This window comes from Paenibacillus sp. FSL K6-2393, from assembly GCF_038002545.1.
Classification (GTDB): domain Bacteria; phylum Bacillota; class Bacilli; order Paenibacillales; family Paenibacillaceae; genus Paenibacillus.
Genome location: NZ_JBBOCU010000001.1, coordinates 2,315,573 through 2,335,545, shown reverse-complemented (window position 1 = coordinate 2,335,545; position 19,973 = coordinate 2,315,573). Strand labels below are relative to the sequence as shown.

The window sequence follows — 19,973 nt, the reverse complement described above, 5'->3', positions numbered from 1 at the left end:
AGATATTACGGTTATGTATCGTTAAAGGATAAATTTGGATTTATATTAAATATAAGCCTCATACTCCATCAATCACTTTACTAAGATGCTCGATTCAACCAACATAACAACTCATTGAAAACTTTGTTTCTGCGGTAACACAAGCTAGGTTCGATAACTTCAACGAATATTCAACCGAGTAATGTCACAAGGCTTGTCTCTAGTTATAACAATCAAAAAGGCGTTCCATAAGTCATCTTCCTGACTTATGGAACGCCCCACCCACTAAAATTACTTCATAAACATTCGATGTAATTTGGTTTTTTATAAAATGAACTCCAGCTACACAGTAACGAAGAGTGCAGAACCAATCTGGAGAAGCGAAGCGCTCGCCTTTATCCCCGGATTTTACCCTTTCAAAGGGTGATTCAAAAAAATCCGGGGATAACAGCGATCGAAAGATGGTACTGCACTCGTAGTGGCCATGTGTAACACCCTGTAGTTCATTTTACCCCACCCAACATGACATAGAATCCCTACCTAAACATCCCCCACAGCTTAATCAAATGAAACGTATTGTTCGGATCAATCTTCTGCGCGAGTACAAACGCAACAAACTGCTCCTCCTGCGCCGGAGAGAAATTCTCATTCATAATAACAGCTGAAGACTTGACCAACCTTCTGACCTTGGCCTTATCTTGCAGATCAGACTTGGTCACGCCATCAATCAACTTTTTGATACGCTCTTTGACAGCGGGATTTTTCATCTTTAATTTGATCCGCTCCACCAGCTGCGGACTAATTCCATATTGTTGATAACCCAAAACGTATAGCACCTCCCAAAAGAATGAACTCACTTCTTATTCATATGTCGGGAGGGCTTGTACACTTGTCTTTTTTTACAAAGTTAATACGCAAAAACCGCTATCATGGCAAACATTAGTCAATCAGATCACCCTTGAATACTTGCTGTTGCTGTAGGAAATCACGCAGAGGTGCATAGTCCATAGAGGTCCAGAAGGTCGCATCCTCAATTAAGTGGGTCACGTCATCTCTGGCCTGTTCCAGCACAGCAAAATCAGCAACCATATCGGCAAGACGGAACTCGGGTAGTCCGCTCTGTTTGGTACCAAAGAAGTCACCCGGACCCCGGAGATCCAGGTCCCGCCGGGATACCTCGAATCCATCCTCCGTTTCCGTCATGACCTTCATACGTTCTTGTCCAACCTCCGTCTTGGGATCAGCAATGAGTACACAATAGGAAGCATGTGCACCACGACCGACCCGACCACGAAGCTGATGCAGCTGGGAGAGACCGAAGCGGTCCGCGTCCATAATGACCATCAACGTTGCATTTGGCACATCGACCCCAACCTCGACAACGGTGGTGGAGACAAGCAACTGAATATCATTGCTGTAGAAGTCGCGCATCATCTCTTCTTTCTCCGCAGCCGTCATCCGGCCATGCAACAGCCCTACACGATATTTCGGAAAGTTCTGCTGCATCTGCACATGCAGATCAATGGCATTCTGCACATCCAGCTTCTCCGACTCTTCAATGAGTGGACAGATTAGATAGGCCTGACGGCCCTGATCCACTTCTCTGGAGATAAACCCGAGCACCCGCTCCATCATATCGTGCTTAACCCAATACGTAGAGATCGGAATCCGTCCTTTCGGACGTTCCGAGATCGTGGATACCTCAATATCCCCAAAAGCGGTAATGGCAAGAGTCCGTGGAATTGGCGTTGCCGTCATCGTTAACACATCCGGGTTATATCCTTTGCGTCGTAAAACGCTGCGCTGATTCACCCCGAAGCGATGCTGCTCGTCCGTCACCACAAGACCCAGATCACGGAAGAAAACATCTTCCTGAATCAGGGCGTGTGTACCTACCACGATATCAATCATGCCCATTTGCAACGAGGCGATCAGATCTTTACGTTTACGCCCATTTACACTGCCCGTTAACAGCCCTACGGTTACCCCAAACGGTTCAAACAGCTTTTGCAGTGAGCGCATATGCTGCTCCGCCAGAATCTCCGTAGGCACCATCAGAGCCCCTTGGAAACCGGATCGAACAGTCGTGTATAGTGCAATTGCCGCAATAACCGTTTTACCCGATCCTACATCACCCTGCAATAACCGATTCATTGCATAGGGCGAACGCATATCATGCAGAATTTCAAGCTCCACCTTTTTCTGAGCATCTGTTAATTCAAAAGGTAAACTGCGTACAAACTCACGGATCGTCGTATTGTCCGTTGTATGTACCACACCATCCATGCGATTTCGGTTGAGCGCACGATACGCCTGCATTTTCAACTGGAACAGAAACAGCTCCTCGTACACCATCCGCTGTCTGGCCTGCTGACCTTCCCGGTTGTCCTGTGGACGGTGGATTCCAGCAATCGCTTGTTTACGAGGCATCAAGCTGTATTTCTTCATCAAGGACTGAGGCAGAATCTCAGGAATCATATCTCCGAATTGGATTAGTCCCTGATTGATCGTTTTCCGCATCCATTGTTGCGTCAACTTGCCGGTTACCGAATATACAGGTTGCAGTGTGCCTGAACGCCCATCGCCTTTATCGGGGAACTCCGAGTCAGTAACTGTCATCTGCATGCGTTTTTGTTCCCATTTGCCCGTAATCACAATCTCCCGATTGGGGGTAAGTTGTTCTTTGAGGAAATGGCGATTGAACCAGGTGGCTGTAATCATCCACTCTTCCGTCATGATCTTACAGGTGAGACGGGACTTTTTACCGTATCGTTGTAATACAGGAATACCCATCACCTGTCCCTGGACCGTAATCTTGTCCCCATCCTTCACTTCACTAAGTGAACGCAGACGATAATCCTCGTAACGGAACGGATAATATTCAAGCAGGTCTTTAACAGTAGAGATGCCAAAGGCGTGAAGCTCTCCCTCTTTGAGAGCACTCACGCCGTTAATTTGCTTAACTGATATTTCTTCCAATTTCATGTCTAATCCCTCATTCCGGAACAGGCCACATAAAGATCGCAATGACACCAGGTCCAACATGACTGCCTATTACGGCTCCAATATTGGTATAGATCACTTCGTTCAGTGTAAAATGACCCCGCAGCTGCTCTGCACAAGCGATCGCTGATCCCGGGTCAGCGGTATGACCTACCGCCAGGTTAACCCGTTTGCCTGCAAGATCCTTCTGGAACAGCTCAATAATGCGTGCCATTGCTTTTTTATGACCTCTGACTTTCTCAACTGCGTAGATAACGCCTTCTTCATCAATAGACAGGATCGGCTTAATGTTAAGCAACGTTCCCAAGATGGCTGAAGCTTTGCCAATCCGACCGCCCTTTTGCAGATACTCAAGGGTATCCACGAGAAAGAACAATTTGCGAGATTGTTGCATCCCTTCAATGGCAGCAGTGATTTCGACTGCTGACTTGCCCTGTTCGGCAAGTTCAGCAGCCTGTACTACCATTAGACCGTATCCATACGATGCTGACTTCGAATCCAGCACGGTGATGTCACCCTCACGCTCCAGCAAAGACTTGCCAAGCATGGCCGATTGGTAGGTACCACTCATGCCAGATGACAGGTGGATCGATACAATCGGGCGTTCCGGGTTCTCATCAAGCAAAGCTTGATATACATTCATGAAATCGGTTGGAGATGGCTGTGAAGTTGTAGGCAACACAGATACTTTCTTCAACTTTTCGTAGAACTGTTCCGAAGTCAGATCAATACCATCTGCATAGGTCTCTTCTCCGAACAGTACACGCAGCGGAACAATGTGAATCCCGTATTTGCGAATGAGTTCTTCGGGAATATCCGCCGTACTGTCTGTTACTATCGCAACCTTGTGGCTCATGACTCTCCTCCTCTTCGCTAGAGTGCTATTAGGACTCTACGGAGAACAAATAATAATACACCGGCTGTCCTCCAAGATGTACCTCTACCTCAGCATCAGGATACTGTACTTCAAGCCATGCAGCGAGGGCAGCAGTAACCTCAGGGTCAGCTTCGTCCCCTTCAAGGATCGTCACCACTTCATCTCCACTCTCCATCATCTGTTTGAGCAGACCTTCACATGCTTGAAGCATGGTTTCATCTGTCGCTACAATTTTGGAGTTATGAATACCGATATAGTGCCCCGCCTTAATATCCAATTCATCATATTGCGTATCACGAACCGCATGAGTCACTTGACCGGACTGTACCCGGCTAATGGCTTCCAACATTTGGTCACGGTTTGTTTCCGCAGACTCATCTTCCTGGAAAGCAAAGGCAGCAGCCATCCCCTGTGGAATGGTCTTACTTGGTATAACCGTAATCCGGCGCTCATCTTCAAGCAGTTCACGAGCCTGCTCCGCAGCCAGTACAATATTCGAGTTATTCGGGAGTATAAATACCTGCTCCGCAGCAATGGAACGAACGGCTTTTACAAAATCCTCAGTACTCGGATTCATCGTCTGTCCACCGGACAGAACTACATCAACGCCAAGACTCTGGAAAATCTCTGCAATACCGTCACCGGAGGATACCGCAATAAAACCATACGGTGCCATCTCATCTGCTGGAAGCACAGCCTCTTCCATACTGCGCGCTGCCTCAGGTGGAATCTCTGCAAACAATTCAGGTGATGGAGCAATGTCCATGCCTGCTGTCAGGAGATCCCGGTGCTGTTCACGCATATTGAGAATATGAATCTGTGTAATCTCACCATAATGCAGCGCCAGGTTTAATACATCGCCTGGTGTCTTGGAATGGACATGAACTTTGATGACTTCATCATCGGCAATGATAATGATCGAATCCCCATTAACTGACAACGCTTTCCGGAATGCTTCGTCATCGAATGCCACTCCTGCGTTCTCTCCAAGCTCACGATTAATGAAGAATTCCATATCATACAGGAATTCAATATCTTCCGTTTCCAATCTCGCCTGAGCAGATAATGGCATCTCCGGCGCAATCACCTGCTGCTGTGCAGGCTTCTTGATATCCACTTCTGCCGGTGCAGCCGGTTTCAAAGCAGATGCTCCCACGGAGGGGTTTACTTCTTTGTTCAGCGAAGTACGACTTACTCCGTCACTTTGCAGCAATACTTCCATAAAGCCCTCGTAGATATATACAAGCCCCTGACCACCTGAATCCACAACACCAACCTGTTTCAGTACAGGCAGTAATTCCGGAGTCATTGCCAGTGCTTCTTTTGCTTTTAACAAAACTTCATTCATTAATTCAGTAATATCATTCGTCCGTCTTGCGTAGTAGTTGGCATGTTTCGCCGCTTCCTTGGCTACGGTAAGAATGGTCCCTTCAACGGGCTTTACGACTGCTTTGTAAGCTGCGTCAACACCGTTCTGCAGGGCTGCTGCAAATTGGAGCGTATTCAGTTCCTCATAGGGAGCAGCTGAACGACTAAACCCACGGAACAATTGCGACAGAATAACTCCTGAATTCCCCCGTGCGCCCATAAGCAGGCCTTTCGATAGAATACCGGCAGCTTCGCCGATGGAGGCAGAACTTTTTCTTTTAATCTCTGCAACTCCTGCACTCATTGTCAAATTCATGTTCGTTCCCGTGTCACCATCCGGCACAGGGAAAACATTCAGGGAATTGACGTGCTCTGCATGCTGTCCAAGTTGTTCCGCTCCGGCAAGTACCATTGCGGTGAAATCTGTTCCATTTAAAGAACGTATACTCAAGTGAGAATTCCCCTTCCTAGCTTGATACACGAACACCTTGCACCAAGATGTGTCTGGTCTGTTCATGCGCTAACGCGGACTGCGTTATTCTTCGTCCATACCTTGTCCGGCACAGGCATACAATACAACATGTCAGCCGGATTAACGGTCTGGGCGGCCGGGCTACCAATATCCTGCACTCTCTGCACCCCTAACTTCGGGGCATACGGATATGCACCGGTATCAAGAGCCGGCATGAATGCCGCATGGAGACTGGTGCCAATGATGGAATGCCGCAGCTCACAGCGTTGCCAAAAAGCAGACCACCGACCTCTAAGTACGGTTTATTCTCCGACTTCCTCGCGGCAACAGCCTGTTCACCACTGTATTATGGACTACTCAACATTGTACTATATTAGACAGGAGAAATAAATAAAGTTTTTGGATCAGTTGACGAAGCTTTTTTAATTATGATATTATATTCAAGTATTGTTTTATGCAGGTTAAGTAATGGAAATGATCCGGTTCATGCCGGCTTAAACAACGCCATTAGCTACTGAAACCTGATCTTTATGATCGGGAAGAACAATTTAGCCCTTATGGAATGACTTTTCGTTTCTGAAGGCAACTGGTTATTTTAGGATAGGAGGTGTAATCTATGTCTCGCAAATGTTATGTGACAGGTAAGAAACCGGGCACCGGTAACCACGTATCCCACGCTAACAACCGTAACCGTCGTACTTGGGGCGTAAACGTTCAGAAGGTCCGCATTCTCGTTGACGGCAAACCAAAACGTGTATACGTAAGCACCCGTGCACTGAAAGCCGGTAAAGTGACTCGCGTATAATCACGCAAAGCTACTATAAATCGGGTAAGCAAAAAGCACCTTGTTCCTTGCAGGTGCTTTTTTGGTATTCAAAAAAGGGATTCTTGAATACGCTCATTAACATGTGAATGGCCGCCGCATGGCGCTTCGCAGGTACGAATTCCAGATAAGCCTGAGCCAAAGCGGCGGTATTCCCTGTTACCTTATCAATCGGATCAGTTCTTTTGAAACGTATTAAGAATCGCCTTTACAAACCCTCCCAAAAACTTCGGCAGTTTGAATGTGTAAAATTTCATAATTCACCCTCCCCATCATGCTCATGCGTCCGCCGTATCCTATGCTTCAGGCCTTCTTTACCTCAAACACGACAAAAAAGGCTACATGAGAAACCTGCTCATGTAACCATATTTATGCGGAACCTTCGATCCCTATTCCACAATGACAAGCCCGAAGATCAGGTCATTTACGTTTGGGCAGGAATATATTGATAGACAGCGATCATGAAAACACTCAGTACATAATACAGTATGCTGAATATAACAAAAGTAACCCGATGTCCGGTACGATCAAATTTGCGGAAATACATAATAACAACGCCCACCCCGATTAATGACGTAATGGCATTAAACGGGGATTGAATAACCGCAAACAAAGCAAGCACAAGTCCCGTCACGAGACTCGCAGCCATCGTCCACAGTGTCTCCTTAAGGGTCATAGATCAGCCTCCGTAGCTACGGCGAATTTCAGTAATCGCGGCAGCACGATCCTCACGGCCAAATACGGCACTCCCGGCAACGAGCACATCTGCTCCAGCTTCCACCACAAGCGGGGCTGTATCGGCTGCAATTCCGCCATCTACTTCGATATGTACATCATGGCGTCCCTTTTCGTTCAACCAGGTACGAATCTGCTTGATTTTGTTCATGGTACCCGAGATAAATGCCTGTCCGCCAAAGCCAGGATTGACCGTCATAACAAGAACCATGTCCACATCATCCAGCACTTCGAGAATGGCAGACGCTGGCGTTCCCGGATTAAGGGCAACTCCTGCCTTCACACCCTGCTCCTTGATAAGGTGAATAACCCGGTGCAGATGCACACAAGCCTCAGCATGAACGGTAATTACCGCTGCACCCGCTTTGGCAAATTCCTCAACATAACGCTCCGGATTCTCAATCATCAAATGCACATCGAGCGGCAAGCTTGTATGTGGAGCGATTGCCTTCACAATCGCAGGTCCAAGCGTAATATTAGGGACGAAATGACCGTCCATAACGTCAACATGAATCCAGTCTCCTCCTGCAGCTTGAGCTTCTGCAACTTCCGCACCAAGGCGGGCAAAATCAGCTGATAATATCGATGGGGCAATTTTAATCATGTTAATACCTCCGCTTCTTATCTTTCATTTCGGTCAGGAACAGCACATAGTGCTGATATCGGCTTTCGGAGATCAGACCTTCCTCCTTGGCCGCAAGCACACGACAGCCTGGTTCATGTGTATGGGTACAACCTCGGAATTTGCACTGATCTGCAAACTGGGCGAATTCCCGGAAACAAGTGGAGAGTTCCTCCACACCGATCTCCAAAAAGTCCAGTTGGCTGAATCCTGGCGTATCCGCAACAAATCCACCATTATCCAACGGAATAAGCTCCACGTGCCTGGTGGTGTGTTTCCCTCGTCCTAGACGCATGCTGATCGCATTTGTCTCCAGCGTCAGGCCCGGCATCAATGCATTTAACATCGAAGACTTGCCTACACCGGATTGTCCGGAGAATACGCTGATCTTACCAGCCAGACGGTCTCTGAGCAGTTCACTGCCTTCACCGGTACGTGAACTTGTGGAGATCACTTCATAACCAACCTGTTCATACAATGCTTTCACTTCAGCAACAGTGTCTTTGGCTGGATCAGCCAAATCCAGTTTGGTCAACACAATGAGTGCATCCAGCCCCGCCTGCTCGATGTGAACAAGGAACTTGTCCAACAGGTTCAGGTTCATATCCGGTTCCTTCACAGAGAACACGAGAACAGCCAAACTTACATTGGCTACAGGAGGACGGATAAGTTCCGTCTCACGCTTCCGGATTTCATCTACCGTTCCTTCTCCGTTCTCTGTCAACATGTAGCTGACGCGGTCACCTACAAGCGGTGATGTTCCCCGTTTTCTGAAGATACCTCTGGCTCGACATTGAACGGCGGAACCTTCAACCGAAGGAACCCCGTTGTCTTCCACTGGCATGACATAATAGTAACCGCTTAGCGCTTTAACGATGATACCTTCTGGCATAGCTCCGTCGCCCTCCTTTAGATGGTGGTACATTTACTCCAGACGCCAGCATAAGCCGCCCTTATGGACGGCTTGATGCGTTAATGACTTCCTTTTTCTTCTCTTTTTCCTTACCGTGCCCCTTACCATTATTCATGGCAGAAGTGTCCTCATCTACACTGTCACCTTCACCGTCTGCCGGTGTGGACTCAGGTTCACCTTCCTGATTGGGATCAACACTGCCTTCATCAACGCTACCTTCACCTGGATCAGGCTCATTTTCTGGCGGCGTCTCAGTGCTTTGTTCCGGGTCAATGGAAGGTACATTTACTGTTCCGTTTTTGGCGTCACTGTAGGAGACAAGATACGTATCCAGGAACTGTCCATCACGATATACGGACACAGCCCCATTTTCATTTGGAGCGAGCACAAGTGGAATGGTCAAGGTCTGGGTTGAGTTCACGGTGCGTGTTCCCCATTCCTGATTCTTGCCGCGTGCATCTTCATATGTGATACGAATTTTACTGTTTTTGCCCTCTTCTTTGGGTGACACATTGATATTAAAAGGATATTGCAGCGCTTCAGGCGGATACCCTGTACTGATAAAGATCGTAATCTTATCACCAGGACTCACCTCTGTGCCCGCTTCCACAGGCCATTGCTGCGTCACTTTGCCCTTTTCTATCGTATAGCTTGGTTCTTCCTGCACCTGAGCAAGTTCCAGTCCAGCAGATTTAAGTTTTTCTTCAGCTTCACTGCGGGTAAGATTTTTCAGATCAGGCATTTTGACCGTTTCAGTACCTTTACTTACGGTTAACTCAATCTGAACTGTCGCAGGATCAAATTCCTCATTCACACCCGGTGTCTGGGAAATAACAGAACCTGAAGCCACATCATTGGAGAAGTCATCTTTCCGCTGAATCTGATCTTCCTTAATGCCAAGCGCAGTCAACTTCTTGACAGCCTCATCATAAGTTACTTGTTTGACATCAATCATCTTCACCAGTTCTTTTTCTGCACCAACACTGATCTGGACCTCCGAACCTTCTTTGACGACATCGCCTTCTTTTCTGCTCTGGTCATAGACGATACCCGGTTCAACACCTTCCTGGTACATACGGATGACCTCATCACTGACGACGAGTCCTTTCTCCTCAAGCATTTCACGAGCCTTTTCTTCCGTCTGGGTAATCACGTTAGGTACGGTTACTTCAGGTACAACGAGCATACCCTTGACATACCATACAACGCCCACCATGGCGATTAGAATAAGAACGGTTAATGAAATGAGTAGAGCTGGCTTCTTCCAGCTCTTCGATTTTGTCTTACCCTTGCCAGTTTCTTCGTCAGACTCCATCACAGGCACTGCCCCCGTCGATGTAACTCCGCGAGGTTCAGGCTTGATGGCTGGCATAACGCGAGTCTGGTCTATATCATCCTCATCCGGAAAATCAATCTTCGTTTCATTACGTCTCTCCGGCATCAGGCAAGTTTCCAGATCGGTCTGCATTTCTTTGGCCGACTGATAACGTTCCTGCGGATTTTTACGCATGGATTTTAAGATGACATTTTCCACACTTTGCGGAATCAATGGATTGAATTTGCGTGGTTCATCGAACTCTTCCTGCAAATGTTTCAATGCCACACTGATTGGACTTTCACCCAGAAACGGAAGTTGCCCGGTAAGCATTTGGTAAAGTACGATACCAAGAGAATATAAGTCCGATTTTTCACCAGTAACGATGCCTTTGGCATGTTCCGGTGAGAAATAATGTACAGAACCAACTACAGAACCCGTCTGCGTAATCGTTGTAGATGTAACGGCACGGGCAATCCCGAAATCCGTTACTTTCACACGGCCATTCCGGCCTATTAATATATTGTGGGGTTTGATATCCCGATGAATAATTTGATTATGATGTGCATGATCAAGAGCATCTGCAATCTGGGAAGCGATTCGGACAGATTCGTCCACTTGCAGCGGCGCACGTTCTTTAATAATTTCATTCAGGTTTTTGCCTTCCACGTACTCCATGACAATATAATGAACGTCATCTTCCTGCCCCACGTCATAAATGCTAACTACATTCGGATGAGACAGTGATGCCGCCGATTGTGCTTCCCTGCGGAAACGGCGAATAAACTCTTCGTCATGCACAAACTGTTGTCTAAGGACTTTAATCGCTACATTCCGGTTTAACAGAAGATCCTGTGCTTTGTACACAAGAGCCATGCCGCCACCGCCGACACGCTCAATCACTTCATAGCGTCCGCCTAGCTGGTGCCCAATCATGACTCACACCCCGTTTCCGTATCCACGGAACCTTCCCTCTGCAACTCAAACAAGGCAACCGTGATATTGTCGTCTCCCCCAGCAAGTAAAGCCAACTGGAGCAGTCGGTCTGCACGATCTTCCAATGCCAGTTCCAGATTGCCGGCAACCTGAATAATCTGCTCATTACTGACCAGGTTACTGAGACCATCGCTGCACAGGAGAAGAACTTCGCCTTCCTCCAACTTGACGGTATCCAGATCTACCTTCACCTCGGCATCTGTTCCAAGCGCACGAGTTAACACGTTGCGACGTGGATGATGGGACACATCCTCTTTGCTAATCTGACCATTTTTGAACAATTCATTCACCAGTGTATGGTCCTCGGTTAGCTGGATCACAGCTTTGTTCGCAATTTTGTAGGCTCTGCTATCACCGATGTGTCCAATAACACCTTCCGTATCGTTCAATAATGCCGCAACCACCGTTGTACCCATGTTGTGATACTTGTCATCTGTGGATGCCGTGCGGAAGATAACTTCGTTGGCATGCAAAATAGCATCGCTGAGAGCTGCAGACAGAGACGCATGCGACAGACCTGGTTCCAAAGTTCCCAGATCTTGTACCAACGTCTCTACTGCCAAGCGGCTTGCCGTATCCCCTGCAAGATGTCCACCCATGCCATCGGCAACAATACCCAGAATATATCCTGTATCGAGATTACGAATCCAGGCTGAATCTTCATTCACCGAACGCACTCGTCCGATATGGCTCACATGAACTGTTTTGATCAAAACGTTCTCACCTCAACTCCATATGCTTTGCACGAAGCTGACCGCAAGCGGCAGCAATATCATGTCCCTGTTCACGACGAATGGTTACATTAACACCCTGTTCCGAGAGAATCTTCTGAAAATTGAAAATATCACTTCTCGATGTTCTTACATATTTGCGTTCAGGTACATGGTTAACCGGAATCAGATTCACGTGGCACAACATGTTCTTAAGCACACTTGCCAGTTCTGCTGCATGCTCTGGCTGATCGTTTACCCCACCAATAAGTGCATACTCGAACGTAATTCTCCGACCTGTTTTGGCCAGATAATAACGAAGGGACTCCATCACGTCTTCAAAAGGAAAACGACGGTTAACCGGCATCAATTTCGAACGCAGTGCATCATTTGGTGCATGGATCGAAATGGCGAGGTTAATCTGTGTATCTTCATCTGCAAACTTGTAGATGTTCGGAACGATTCCGCTCGTGGATACCGTGATGTGACGCTGACCGATGTTCAGCCCTTTTTCATGAATCATAATGCGCAGGAAAGTCATCGTAGCTTCATAGTTTTCGAAAGGTTCACCCGAACCCATGATTACAATGCTGCTGACACGCTCGCCGCGTTCATCCAAAATTTTCTGAGCCTGCACAACCTGGGCAACAATCTCCCCAGCCGTAAGGTTACGCTTGAGACCACCCAATGTGGATGCACAGAACGTACAACCAATACGGCAACCAACCTGAGTGGTTACACAGATGCTGTTCCCGTAGTTATGCTTCATGATTACCGTCTCAATGGCATGATCATCATGAAGACCAAAGAGGAATTTAACCGTTCCATCCTTGGATTCAAACTTGGTAATTTCCTTAAGTGTTACGAATTCAAATTGCTCTGTCAGTTTTTCACGCAATGGCTTGGACAGATTGGTCATTTCACTGAAATCATTCACGCGTTTTACATAAATCCAGTCAAAGATTTGGCCACCGCGAAACGCCGGCTCCCCATTCTCAACGGCCCATTGCTGTAGTTGTTCCAGAGAATAATCATATATAAAAGGTTTCATTTTGTTGTCAACACCTATTCCTTCTTTTCTTTTCGTTGGCTTCCTTCTTTTCGTTCCATTCGTCCTATTCTATCACAAAGCCCACGTTACATCCATGTATACCCTTGATATCTGTACTTCATGCATTATAACACCTCAATGCTGCCATCGCACCCTGTCATCACTTTTCTCTGACAATTATATCGAAGTCCCATCACAAAGAAATCCGCCGAAGTTCCCCTCGGCGGTCATGCTTCCGTGCTCTATTAAACTGTTATTTCGCTGTTTTTGTCAACCGTGCGATGAAAAATCCGTCGCTGTGAGCGTATTGTGGCAAAATCTGAATACCACCGTTCACTGCCTTCAAGTTCGCTGTCTCCGATTCAGACCAGACCGATGCTTCTGCTGGATTATATTCCGGATGTCGATTCAAGAAGTCTGCAACCATATCCTCATTCTCAGCAGGCTCAATCGTACACGTGCTATACACCAGAATACCCCCTGGTTTTAACAACGGCGCAACCTGATCAAGCAATTCACGCTGCAAGCCTGCGATATCTTCGATATCTTCTACAGTTTTGGTCCATTTCACATCTGGCTTGCGGCGAATAACACCGAGACCTGAACATGGTGCATCCAGCAAAATGCGGTCAAACGACGCTTCCGGATACCGTTCGTTCAGATCAAGAGCATCTCCAGTTACAGCATCGATGCAGCTCAGACCGAGACGATCCGCCTGATCCAGGATCAGCTGGCGCTTGTGAGCATGTACATCATTCGCGACAATACGACCGCGATCCTGCATTTTCTCCGCCATGTGAGCTGTTTTACCACCTGGAGCTGCGCAGCAATCCAATACAAGTTGGTCTTCTTCCGGCGCAACGGCTTCAGCGACAAGCATGGAACTTTCGTCCTGTACAGAGAACAGGCCATCCCGATACCAGGACGTTAGAGCCATATTTCCGCCACTACGTACAAGAATACCATCGGAACTCAGGCGAGAAGCTTCAACGACTGCACCTGTGCTGGCCATCTCATGCATCAGTTTCTCCCGTGTGGTCATTGTGGTGTTGACCCGAACACTCACCGCTGGCGGCTCGTTATTCGCACGACAGATCGCTTCTGCCGTCTCTTCGCCGTACTGGGCAATCCAACGTTTAACCATCCATAACGGGTGGGAATGCTCCAGTGAAATACGTTCGGCAACGGGCAGATGTTCTGGAATACGAAGTTCATCCCGATTACGGATCATATTGCGAAGTACACCATTCACCATGCCCGAGATTCCCTGATGGCCCAGTTTCTTCGCCAGATTAACCGCTTCGCTCACCACGGCATGTTCCGGAATACGATCCAGGTATATCATCTGGTATACGCTGATTCGCAGCAGGCTACGAACCCATGGTTGCAGTTTGGATACTCCTTTGGCCACGTAACGTTCCAGAAAATAATCAAGTGTATTCAATCTGGCGATTGTTCCATACACCAATTCGGTAGCGAGTCCAGCATCTGCGGGGCTTAAATCTGCCTCTTTCAGACGACGGTTCAACTCCAGATTACTGTATGCTCCATCTTGCTCAACAGCACTCAGAACTTTGACTGCCAATGCACGAGCAGATGTTTTGGGTTTCTGGGAGCGAGATGCACCATCCGATTTACCCGAATTCGGACGACGGTTTCCTTCACGCCCGGATGAATTTCCAGTAGCTTTCTGGCCTTTTCCTGACGAACGACCTGGTATGTTACCGCTCATCGCAGCACCGTTCCAGGTTTAAGTGTACCACCGCGAGCAAAGTCAGCAGCTTGCATCACCTTTTTGCCTGCAGGTTGCACTTCAGTCAACCAGAGGGACCCATCGCCTGTGCGAACTTCAATCCCTGCCTTGCCCAATTGAAGCACGGTTCCCGGCTCTGCTTGTCCAGCATCCGAAGAAGTTGCCTGATCCACCTGATTGGGGTTAGCCGCAGCCCAGACTTTGAAGACCTGATCTTCCCACATCGTAAATGCACCGGAGAACGGTACAAGGCCGCGGATCTGATTGAACAATTCGCGTGAAGTACGACTCCAGTCCATCTTCTCGTCATCCCGAGTCAGATTGCGAGCATACGAAGCCTCGGCATCATCCTGAGGGACAGCCGTTGTCTCGCCTGCAATCAATCGTGGCATTTCTGCCTGAAGCAGTTTGGAACCCGCCTCACTTAATTTATCAAACATCGATCCTGATGTATCTTCATCCGTAATTGGCAGTTCCACACGAGAGATCATATCTCCGGTGTCCAGGCCTTCGGCCATATACATCAATGTGACTCCTGTCACGGATTCACCGTTAATAATAGAACGTTGGATCGGGGCTCCACCGCGATATTTTGGCAAAAGTGAGCCATGCACGTTCACACAACCGCGAACAGGCATATCCAGCACGGCTTTGGGCAGAATCTGTCCAAAGGCCGCGGTCACGATCAGATCCGGCTTCCATTCAGCCAAGCGGGCTACGGCTTCCGGATCACGCAATTTAACAGGTTGAAACACCGGCAGACCGTGGCGTTCTGCCGCGGCCTTAACCGGTGTTGGCGTAAGTACTTTTTTGCGTCCCTGTGGTTTATCAGGCTGAGTGACCACACCCACCACATTGTATCCCTCTGCCATCAGCATATCGAGAGAAGGAACTGCAAATTCAGGTGTTCCCATAAAAACAATATTCAAATCGATCACTCCTTAATTACGACGCGGTCCCGTTTGATCGGCTGCAATTTCGTACACTTTCTCGGCGACATCCGTAAAGAGTACGCCATCCAGATGATCAATCTCATGCTGGAATGCACGGGACAGCAAGCCACTACCCGTAATAATCAACTCTTTGCCTTCACGATCCAGACCTTTAACCGTAACGGTCTCGAAACGGCGAACATCACCATTAATTCCAGGGATACTCAGACAACCTTCCGGTCCAAATTGTTCTCCCTCACTTGCAATGATCTCCGGGTTAATCATCTTGATCAGCCCTTGCTCATCACCTGCGTCGATAACAATCAGACGTTTCAAAATTCCAACCTGCGGCGCAGCAAGACCTACACCTTCCGCATCGTACATGGTATCAGCCATATCATCCAGCAATTTTTGTACGTTCGGTGTAATTTTAGTTACTTCTTTGGCTCTCTTGTGGAGCACCTCATCTGGTTCTTGCACGATAATGCGAATCGACATGTTGTAAGCACCTTCCTAATCCTCATCATAATTTCAGGACGATATCTGTATTTTTGGGGTATTCATTTTAATCTATGTTTATACCGCTTGTTTACATCCGCATTGCTGCAAAATGCTTACATTAACATTTGCGGGTCTACATCCAGACTAATAAGCAATTTCTGCGCCTGAACATCATCGTCCATGCGCCGGGCCGTAGCCAGAGCGAGTCCTATGGCGTCTACATCCCCCCGCCATTTTATCATACATTGGAATCTGTATCTATTCTTGATCCGTGGAATTGGGGATGCTACCGGCCCCAGTACATCAAAGGCATCATTGCTGAAACGATCCAGACTGCCGAGCCATCCGGCCGCATTAGCCTTCTCTTTCAGTATTCGCGTATAGTTCTCGGCAAGACGAATCAATACCGGAAGCTGCTCATGCGAAAAGGTCACCAGAATCAGGCGACAGTATGGCGGATATTGCAAATTGCGACGGTGCAGCAATTCCTCACGTACAAACGACACGTAGTCATGCTGACTCGCATGACCAATGGAGTAGTGCTCCGGCGTATAGGACTGAACAAACACTTCACCAGGCAATTGGTGCCGACCAGCTCGGCCCGCTACCTGTGTTAGTAACTGAAACGTTTTTTCCGCAGCCCGGAAATCAGGTAAATTCAACGCTGAATCGGCTGTTATCACGCCAACCAGGGTTACATCCGGGAAATCAAGTCCCTTCGCAACCATCTGGGTGCCCAGCAATACATCCGCCTTTTTCTCACGAAACTGTTTCAGCAGCTTCTCGTGAGCCCCTTTTTCCGTTGTTGTATCCACATCCATCCGAATGACCCGAATACCCGGAAAGAGCTTGGCAAGCTCTTCCTCGACTCGCTGTGTACCTGTACCAAAGTATCGAATATGCTCACTTCCACAGTCCGGACACACTTCCGGAGCCGCTTCCGCATACCCGCAGTAATGACAACGAAGATTATTCGAGCGCTGATGGTACGTTAATGAAATATCACATTCGGGACAACCTGCCACATATCCACAACTTCGGCACATAACAAAGGTCGAATATCCACGGCGATTCAGCAGAAGCACCGTCTGTTCACCACGTTCCAAGCGCTCCTCCAACCCTTTGTGCAAAGCCCTGCTGAACATGGAGCGGTTGCCATCCTTCAACTCTTCACGCATGTCAACGATTCGCACTTCAGGCAACTTGTTACCCAGTGCCCGTGTTGGCATCTCCAGTAAAAGTGGTGCAAAATCATCATTACTTTGCGAGCGTGCCGCATAATAACTTTCCAGCGAAGGTGTCGCTGAACCCAGAACAACCACGGCCTGATGCTGCTGTGCTCTTTTTACCGCCACATCACGGGCATGATATTTCGGAGTTTCTTCCTGTTTGTAGGAAGTCTCGTGTTCTTCATCCATAATGATCAACCCAAGCCGACTGAATGGAGCAAATACGGCTGAACGCGCCCCAATCGCAACCTTCACCTGACCTTCACGAATCTTGCGCCATTCATCATAACGTTCACCGCCAGACAGACGACTGTGCATAACAGCAACTTGGTCCCCAAATCGCCCTTTAAAACGTTCTACCATCTGTGGTGTGAGTGCAATCTCGGGAACCAGAACGATAGCCTGCCGATCCTGCTCGATGCATTGTTGAATGGTTTGAAGATAGACTTCCGTCTTGCCACTTCCCGTAACACCATGTAACAAAAATACCCCGTGGCGTTGTTCCTGCAATCGGCCATTGATATTGTCGTAGACAAGTTTTTGCTCATCAGTCAGAACCAGCGGTTCAGTCGCTTTGAACTTCCTGCCCTGATAAGGGTCACGAAAGACCTCAACGTCCTCGGTGACGATCAGTCCCTTATCCTCAAGCCCCTTAATCGTTGCAGCCGATACCTGTAGTGTAGATAACACTTCTTTCATCGGCATGGGCAGCAGTTCTTTCATTTCCAGCAAAAAAGCCAGAATCTCCTTCTGTCGCTGTGCTTTCGCCGGGAATGAAGCAAGTGCTTCCTCAGCAGCAGCAATATCTACAGCCAGATCAACGGACTTCATCGTTTTTTTATTTAACTTGTCCTTGATGGCCTGACTTTCCAGCAGCACGCCACCAAGCAATAATTTCTTAATTAGTGCAGCATGATTGGGATATTTTCGACTCAGTTGTTGCAGCGGTACCTGACCCCGACTCTTGACAAAACGGATGATATCCTGCTGTACTTTCTCAGTCGTAGACTCTTCTCCCCAAACAAATAACACCTCATCATCCGGTTGTGCACCCGCCATCTGTCCATCAAGTGCATCTCCCAGCGAGATGTATCGCTCTGCTTTACCTTTCAATGCCGTCGGCACCATGACCTGCAATGACAAAATCCGGTTACTGGCATAACGTCCACTCATCCATTCGGCCAACTCAACCAAATCCTTTGACAACGGTGGAACAATGTCCAGCAACTCCTGAATCTGCTTAAGCTTGAATGATTCCTCTCCGGTACGCGGCACAAGATCAATCACGAATCCCTGCACCGTCCGATGACCAAAAGGTACACCCACCCGGCTGCCAATCTCGATCCATTCCCTCATCGATTCAGGTACCAGGTAATCAAACGGCCGGTCTGTTTCCTTCACGGGAACATCGACTATGACCTTGGCAATCTCCATATCCTAATTCCTCCCGGCAATGCGCTCCGCCGCAATCCGGAGCAACCGATGAGCCACATCGTCCTTGGCTATCACTGGAAGCTCCTCCACCAAACCTTCCCGGTCATAGATATGTACCGCGTTGGTGTCTGTTCCAAATCCTGCACCCGTGCGGGTTACATCATTGGCTACGATCAGATCACAGTTTTTCCGTTCCAATTTCTCACGTGCATACATCTCAACCGACTGAGTCTCTGCAGCAAAACCAATCAAAAACTGATGGGTCTTCTCTTTGCCCAGCGTTTCAAGAATATCTATATTTTTAACAAGTTCGAGCGACAATGTGTCGCCTTTCTTCTTGATCTTCTCGGTATAAACTTCCTTTGGACGATAATCGGCAACTGCCGCCGCCTTAACCACGATATCAGCATCGTCCCACTCGCGTGTTACGGCTTCATACATATCCTGCGCAGACTGTACAAGGATCAACTCAACGTTCTCCGGTGGCTTGGCTTGGGTATTGCCCATAACCAATTTCACATCTGCCCCCAGATCACGCGCAGCTGCGGCTATGGCAAATCCCATTTTGCCAGATGAATCGTTCGTAATGTATCGTACTGGGTCAATGCGCTCAATCGTACCGCCAGCCGTAACAACAACCTTCTTGCCTTGTAACAATGAAGCTTGTCCCTGCCGACTAATGTCTGCAGACTTGCGCTGTTCAAAGAAACGTTCCACCACATCCACAATGCTCTCCGGTTCTTCCAGACGTCCCTTGCCCACATATCCACACGCAAGCAGACCTTCACCTGGTTCAATCATCATAGCGCCCCGTTCAACAAGCAGGTTCATATTATGCTGTACAGCTGGATGATCATACATATGTACATTCATCGCTGGAGCAATCATGACAGGGGCTGTCGTGGCAAGAAGAGTTGTTGAGAGCATATCATCTGCCATGCCATGCGCCATCTTGGCAATTACATTGGCTGTTGCCGGAGCAACCAGAACAAGATCCGCCAGATCGGCCAGATGAATATGAGATACGACTGCTGGTTCACGCTCATCAAATGTATCGGTATATACGGTGTTTCGGGTCAACGTTTGCAGCGTCAATTCGGTAATAAACTGTGTAGCGGAAGCTGTCATAATTACATGAACATCCGCTCCCTTTTGTACCAGTCTGCTGCATAATGTTGCCGCTTTGTAAGCGGCTATGCCGCCAGTCACACCAAGCACGATTTTTTTACCGTTCAACATGTTTATTTCCCCCGATATTTA

General features: G+C 48.0%; 18 protein-coding genes. 1 reads left to right on the top strand and 17 read right to left on the bottom strand.

All coding sequences use genetic code 11. The features are described from left to right. Nucleotides 1–515: 515 nt before the first annotated feature. From MHI14_RS10280 to MHI14_RS10260, 5 genes are all read right to left on the bottom strand, one after another. Entirely contained in the window at nucleotides 516–803 is a 288-nt protein-coding gene (locus MHI14_RS10280; protein ID WP_036614589.1) for a stage VI sporulation protein F, read from the bottom strand. A 115-nt stretch (nucleotides 804–918) separates the two neighbouring features. Further along, nucleotides 919–2,964 (bottom strand): ATP-dependent DNA helicase RecG, encoded by a 2,046-nt coding sequence (recG, locus tag MHI14_RS10275; RefSeq protein WP_076250891.1) that lies wholly within the window; start codon nucleotides 2,962–2,964, stop codon nucleotides 919–921. Between the two features lie 10 nt (nucleotides 2,965–2,974). Then, a complete protein-coding gene (locus MHI14_RS10270; protein WP_091028666.1) occupies nucleotides 2,975–3,838 on the bottom strand; it encodes a DegV family protein in 864 nt (287 codons plus the stop codon). Between the two features lie 28 nt (nucleotides 3,839–3,866). Next, on the bottom strand, nucleotides 3,867–5,678 hold the full coding sequence (locus MHI14_RS10265) for a DAK2 domain-containing protein (protein WP_133385478.1): 1,812 nt from the start codon (nucleotides 5,676–5,678) through the stop codon (nucleotides 3,867–3,869). Nucleotides 5,679–5,740: 62 nt separating this feature from the next. Next, nucleotides 5,741–5,914 carry a hypothetical protein gene (locus tag MHI14_RS10260; RefSeq protein ID WP_155985128.1) on the bottom strand — a complete coding sequence of 58 codons (174 nt, stop codon included), beginning with the start codon at nucleotides 5,912–5,914 and terminating at the stop codon, nucleotides 5,741–5,743. A 401-nt stretch (nucleotides 5,915–6,315) separates the two neighbouring features. Here MHI14_RS10260 and rpmB point away from each other — a divergent pair, with 401 nt between their 5' ends. Next, nucleotides 6,316–6,504, top strand: coding sequence for a 50S ribosomal protein L28 (gene rpmB, locus MHI14_RS10255; RefSeq protein WP_017687459.1), 189 nt, complete (start codon nucleotides 6,316–6,318; stop codon nucleotides 6,502–6,504). A gap of 194 nt (nucleotides 6,505–6,698) precedes the next feature. On the opposite strand, the gene spoVM is transcribed toward rpmB, so the two are convergent. The 12 genes from spoVM to coaBC all read right to left on the bottom strand — a co-directional run bounded on the left by spoVM (nucleotide 6,699) and on the right by coaBC (nucleotide 19,952). Beyond that, nucleotides 6,699–6,779 carry a stage V sporulation protein SpoVM gene (gene spoVM / locus MHI14_RS10250; protein WP_019424875.1) on the bottom strand — a complete coding sequence of 27 codons (81 nt, stop codon included), beginning with the start codon at nucleotides 6,777–6,779 and terminating at the stop codon, nucleotides 6,699–6,701. A gap of 167 nt (nucleotides 6,780–6,946) precedes the next feature. Beyond that, complete coding sequence (locus tag MHI14_RS10245; protein WP_091014322.1) at nucleotides 6,947–7,198, bottom strand: hypothetical protein; 252 nt, start codon at nucleotides 7,196–7,198, stop codon at nucleotides 6,947–6,949. A gap of 3 nt (nucleotides 7,199–7,201) precedes the next feature. Continuing rightward, nucleotides 7,202–7,861 (bottom strand): ribulose-phosphate 3-epimerase, encoded by a 660-nt coding sequence (gene rpe, locus MHI14_RS10240; protein ID WP_017687456.1) that lies wholly within the window; start codon nucleotides 7,859–7,861, stop codon nucleotides 7,202–7,204. Nucleotide 7,862: 1 nt separating this feature from the next. After that, nucleotides 7,863–8,771: a ribosome small subunit-dependent GTPase A gene (gene rsgA / locus MHI14_RS10235; RefSeq protein ID WP_017687455.1), complete on the bottom strand. Its 909-nt coding sequence runs from the start codon at nucleotides 8,769–8,771 to the stop codon at nucleotides 7,863–7,865. A 61-nt stretch (nucleotides 8,772–8,832) separates the two neighbouring features. Beyond that, nucleotides 8,833–11,043 carry a Stk1 family PASTA domain-containing Ser/Thr kinase gene (gene pknB / locus MHI14_RS10230; RefSeq protein WP_133385479.1) on the bottom strand — a complete coding sequence of 737 codons (2,211 nt, stop codon included), beginning with the start codon at nucleotides 11,041–11,043 and terminating at the stop codon, nucleotides 8,833–8,835. Then, the gene (locus MHI14_RS10225; protein WP_091028658.1) at nucleotides 11,040–11,816 is read right to left on the bottom strand and encodes a Stp1/IreP family PP2C-type Ser/Thr phosphatase; all 777 of its coding nucleotides are present in this window, start codon (nucleotides 11,814–11,816) and stop codon (nucleotides 11,040–11,042) included. The genes pknB and MHI14_RS10225 overlap by 4 nt, the downstream gene beginning before the upstream one ends. 7 nt (nucleotides 11,817–11,823) lie before the next feature. Beyond that, nucleotides 11,824–12,864, bottom strand: a complete 1,041-nt coding sequence (rlmN, locus tag MHI14_RS10220; protein ID WP_036614609.1) for a 23S rRNA (adenine(2503)-C(2))-methyltransferase RlmN — start codon at nucleotides 12,862–12,864, stop codon at nucleotides 11,824–11,826. Between the two features lie 253 nt (nucleotides 12,865–13,117). Next, nucleotides 13,118–14,596 (bottom strand): 16S rRNA (cytosine(967)-C(5))-methyltransferase RsmB, encoded by a 1,479-nt coding sequence (gene rsmB, locus MHI14_RS10215; RefSeq protein WP_341130258.1) that lies wholly within the window; start codon nucleotides 14,594–14,596, stop codon nucleotides 13,118–13,120. Continuing rightward, nucleotides 14,593–15,546 carry a methionyl-tRNA formyltransferase gene (gene fmt, locus MHI14_RS10210; protein ID WP_249912202.1) on the bottom strand — a complete coding sequence of 318 codons (954 nt, stop codon included), beginning with the start codon at nucleotides 15,544–15,546 and terminating at the stop codon, nucleotides 14,593–14,595. The genes rsmB and fmt overlap by 4 nt, the downstream gene beginning before the upstream one ends. Nucleotides 15,547–15,558: 12 nt before the next feature. Next, complete coding sequence (gene def / locus MHI14_RS10205) at nucleotides 15,559–16,047, bottom strand: peptide deformylase (RefSeq protein ID WP_017687449.1); 489 nt, start codon at nucleotides 16,045–16,047, stop codon at nucleotides 15,559–15,561. Between the two features lie 116 nt (nucleotides 16,048–16,163). Then, nucleotides 16,164–18,713 carry a primosomal protein N' gene (gene priA / locus MHI14_RS10200; RefSeq protein ID WP_133385482.1) on the bottom strand — a complete coding sequence of 850 codons (2,550 nt, stop codon included), beginning with the start codon at nucleotides 18,711–18,713 and terminating at the stop codon, nucleotides 16,164–16,166. Between the two features lie 3 nt (nucleotides 18,714–18,716). Next, nucleotides 18,717–19,952, bottom strand: coding sequence for a bifunctional phosphopantothenoylcysteine decarboxylase/phosphopantothenate--cysteine ligase CoaBC (gene coaBC, locus MHI14_RS10195; RefSeq protein WP_341130257.1), 1,236 nt, complete (start codon nucleotides 19,950–19,952; stop codon nucleotides 18,717–18,719). Nucleotides 19,953–19,973: the final 21 nt, after the last annotated feature.

What these genes read in the sequence shown, in the direction of transcription:
- recG (WP_076250891.1), bottom strand. Translation starts at nt 2,964, where the DNA reads ATGAAATTGGAAGAAATATCAGTTAAGCAAATTAACGGCGTGAGTGCT.
- MHI14_RS10270 (WP_091028666.1), bottom strand. Translation starts at nt 3,838, where the DNA reads ATGAGCCACAAGGTTGCGATAGTAACAGACAGTACGGCGGATATTCCC.
- MHI14_RS10260 (WP_155985128.1), bottom strand. Translation starts at nt 5,914, where the DNA reads ATGCCGGCTCTTGATACCGGTGCATATCCGTATGCCCCGAAGTTAGGG.
- rpmB (WP_017687459.1), top strand. Translation starts at nt 6,316, where the DNA reads ATGTCTCGCAAATGTTATGTGACAGGTAAGAAACCGGGCACCGGTAAC.
- spoVM (WP_019424875.1), bottom strand. Translation starts at nt 6,779, where the DNA reads ATGAAATTTTACACATTCAAACTGCCGAAGTTTTTGGGAGGGTTTGTA.
- MHI14_RS10245 (WP_091014322.1), bottom strand. Translation starts at nt 7,198, where the DNA reads ATGACCCTTAAGGAGACACTGTGGACGATGGCTGCGAGTCTCGTGACG.
- rpe (WP_017687456.1), bottom strand. Translation starts at nt 7,861, where the DNA reads ATGATTAAAATTGCCCCATCGATATTATCAGCTGATTTTGCCCGCCTT.
- rsgA (WP_017687455.1), bottom strand. Translation starts at nt 8,771, where the DNA reads ATGCCAGAAGGTATCATCGTTAAAGCGCTAAGCGGTTACTATTATGTC.
- pknB (WP_133385479.1), bottom strand. Translation starts at nt 11,043, where the DNA reads ATGATTGGGCACCAGCTAGGCGGACGCTATGAAGTGATTGAGCGTGTC.
- rlmN (WP_036614609.1), bottom strand. Translation starts at nt 12,864, where the DNA reads ATGAAACCTTTTATATATGATTATTCTCTGGAACAACTACAGCAATGG.
- rsmB (WP_341130258.1), bottom strand. Translation starts at nt 14,596, where the DNA reads ATGAGCGGTAACATACCAGGTCGTTCGTCAGGAAAAGGCCAGAAAGCT.
- def (WP_017687449.1), bottom strand. Translation starts at nt 16,047, where the DNA reads ATGTCGATTCGCATTATCGTGCAAGAACCAGATGAGGTGCTCCACAAG.
- priA (WP_133385482.1), bottom strand. Translation starts at nt 18,713, where the DNA reads ATGGAGATTGCCAAGGTCATAGTCGATGTTCCCGTGAAGGAAACAGAC.
- coaBC (WP_341130257.1), bottom strand. Translation starts at nt 19,952, where the DNA reads ATGTTGAACGGTAAAAAAATCGTGCTTGGTGTGACTGGCGGCATAGCC.